At 67.1% G+C, this 2,942-nt stretch carries 2 protein-coding genes; both read right to left on the minus strand.

Annotation, left to right across the window (positions count from 1 at the left end):
- Nucleotides 1–138: 138 nt before the first annotated feature.
- Nucleotides 139–1,356 carry an outer membrane beta-barrel protein gene (locus QZV94_RS19745; RefSeq protein ID WP_293680830.1) on the minus strand — a complete coding sequence of 406 codons (1,218 nt, stop codon included), beginning with the start codon at nt 1,354–1,356 and terminating at the stop codon, nt 139–141.
- A 106-nt stretch (nt 1,357–1,462) separates the two neighbouring features.
- Entirely contained in the window at nt 1,463–2,587 is a 1,125-nt protein-coding gene (locus QZV94_RS19750) for a Coenzyme F420 hydrogenase/dehydrogenase, beta subunit C-terminal domain (RefSeq protein ID WP_293680833.1), read from the minus strand.
- Between the last annotated feature and the right edge of the window lie 355 nt (nt 2,588–2,942).

A 2,942-nucleotide genomic window follows, 5' to 3' on the forward strand; every position in this document is an offset into this window, starting at 1 on the left:
GGGGCGGTCGATGGCGCGCCCCCGGGCGGCGCTGGCGCGCCAGGCGCCTGAGCGGCGGCGGGCGAGGCGAACGCCAGCGCAATCACGCACCCAATGGCCTGTACGGTCCGCAGCATAATCAAACCCTTCGCCCTCGCACTAGAACCTATAGTCCACAACGAAGCTCACACGTTCGTTGGAATAGTTGAACACGTCGTCATCTGCGGTTCGTTTCTCAAGGTGGCCAGAGACCAGGAACGACAGCGACCGTGTCTGCCGATAGCGCAGCGTGGCGACCGCGGTCCGTGTGCGCGCATCCGAGACGACGAGGCTTTCCGGCACGTCGCCGCGGGTCTTGCTCTCCCGCTGCCGCCCGGTCAGACCAAGCTGGATCCTGGAACCGAGCTGGTAGGTCGCCCCGACGTTGTAGCTTTCCTGAATTTCGAACGACTGACCCTCGATCAACGTCGGCGAAATGTTCTTGGTTAGGCCGGCGCGAAGCGAGAGCCGGCTCGAGGCCCGGTAACGTACGTCGGCCGCGTACGTGAGGCCTTCGAACTCGGTACGCGGGAGCGGAAAGCCCGGGATCTGCGGCGGGGGCTGCAACGGTTCGACATGGGAGAAGCCCACGGTCACCGCACCCTGGATTCGCGCGCCTAACTCGCGCTCGGCCGAGAACGACACTCCGATGGATTCGAAGCCGTCGCGCTCGCCGGTCAGGGTGATGCGATCCGGATAGACAGTCTTGGCGTAGCTGCCGCCAAGGGTGAACGCGCCAAGGGCGGGGCGCGCGTAGCTTATGCCTCCGCCGGCCGTATCCGTCTCCGAGTTCGAGGACTGCAGGGAGGCCAGGCTGTTGTCGCCCCAGGACCGCCCGACGCTGGCGAAGACACCGATGCCGCCCGGTTGGGCGCAGGAGGCCGAGGTCGAGACTTGCCTAACCTCGTTTATGTTCTGTACCCGCGCCACGAGCGTCTGATTGTCCAGCTCGCTGCGCCCGCGAACGTAGCCGCCGCCCAGGGTCAGCGCGCAGGGCCCGATACGCCCGCCGACGCCGCCGTTCAGGTTGAAGGCGCTATGGTCGAGCAGCTTGTTCTTGTCGTGGAACAGGTACGACGCGCGGCCGGACAGGAAGGCAGTCTGCCGCCCGAAGGGAAGAACGATCGACGCGTCAGCCGTGGGTGCAAAGATCGTGTCCGACTTCGCCACCCCCGCAGGCGGCGACTGCCCATCGGCCACTCGCGCGACGTTCGTATCGTGCTCGACGCGGCCCTGGAGGTGGATCTCGATCTGGCGCGACTGGGCGCCCCTCGCGAGGGCGTCAGATGTCACCTGCGCTTCGGCCGCGGGTGCGCAGCACGCCGCGCCGAGGAGCACGCCCAGTGCAAGTCGCTCGCACGTCATGGAATCCCCTCGGCTTCTCGCCCGCAGCGCTGGGCCGCCAAGCATAATCCGCCCCCAAACGAGTTATTCCTAACGCCGCCTATGGCCGACGCTCCATACTACGACGAACGGACCCCAGGAAGTTGCGGATCTGTTCGACGGGCCGCGCACGACGCGAGGCGACCTCCACCAGAAGACCTGTCATCTGGGGGCGCGGCTGAAGGCATGCTTTGAGCGCCGCCACCCGGCCGCGCACCAACCGCTTTCTCCGTGCCTGGCCCGGTTGCATGAGCTCGATCTGCCCGATGTCGAGCCCTTCAAGGATCAAGTCACCTTTCTCCTCGCTGTCCACTAGCAACGCTTCGCCGCGCGCGGTGCGGGAGACAATCAGGCTTCGGCCGTCCATTTCCTCAAACCTTGGATAGCCTGTCTCTCCGCCATACCAAGCATCGGCGCAAGCGATATCAGCAACCCCGCCGACCGCGTCAGGACAGATCTTGCAGCGGAACTGGACCTCCTTGGACAGGTGCGCGCCCCAACTCTGCGCGTACGTCATCTCAGAAATTCGGCCATCGTGTGTCACGGCGCGGGCCTTCCCGGGCCAGCCGTCCCCGCGGTAGCGAAATGCAGCGAGTTCGTTCTCTGACACCCTCAGCTCCCCCAGTACCCGCCCGACGGCGCTGCGGCTCGGGATGCCCGCGCAGAAGAACGCCAGCATCAGCGGCACATGGGCGTCGACCCGCGCGTCCGACTGCGCAAGCAAGCGGAGAGCGGAGACGTCGCAGGGCTTGCCGATGAACGCAGCCCGGCCGCCATCGGCCAGCACGCGCTCGATATCCACCAGGGGCGAGGACGATACGTATCGGGATCCGGCCCCGGCGATCACATCGCGCGCACTGGTCGATACGGCGATCGCGTTGCTCGCCGGGTCGGCGGCGGAGGCCGTCACGTGCACGACCCGGTCCACCAGTCCCCGCGCGAGAGCGTGCAGCGCCAGGGCTGTGACGGCCCCTCCGGACGACCCCTTGAACCTGACCTCGGGATCGGTGGCCCATCCGGTTGCGACGCGGTAGTGGGGCCCCCAGTAAGGATGTGTGGCTGGCGCATCGCCTACCCAAGGCGCCACCACAGAGCCGGGACAGGTCGCCGCGATCGATTTTTCAGCGGCGCCGTCGACGGGCCCGACGATCGTCGGCCTGCTGTACCCTGGCGGGGCGGACGTCATTTGGACGGCTCCGCGGGAAAGCGACGCACAAAGGCCGCAGCCGCTGCAAAGTCCACCCCCGACCACGCGCGTTATCGTCGGCGAATTGCCTGGCGACATCCTAAGACCGCGCTCCACCACAGACGGAACACACCCACCCCGTATGCTCTCGGCCCATCTCGATCTGGCTCGCGTCCTTCGCCATGCGGACCCCGCACGCACAACGCGTGCCGGAACGAGGTCAGACCGCATCCTTCCGGGCTCGATACCATGAGCTTGTTTGGCTGACGACGGGTGGCTGCAATATGCCGCGCCGCGCTGGCCGCATCTGCTCGCAGACCCGCCGGCGGTGGGCCGGGGGTCTGGGCAGGGGGCG

The organism is uncultured Phenylobacterium sp. (genome assembly GCF_902826855.1).
Taxonomy (GTDB): domain Bacteria; phylum Pseudomonadota; class Alphaproteobacteria; order Caulobacterales; family Caulobacteraceae; genus Phenylobacterium.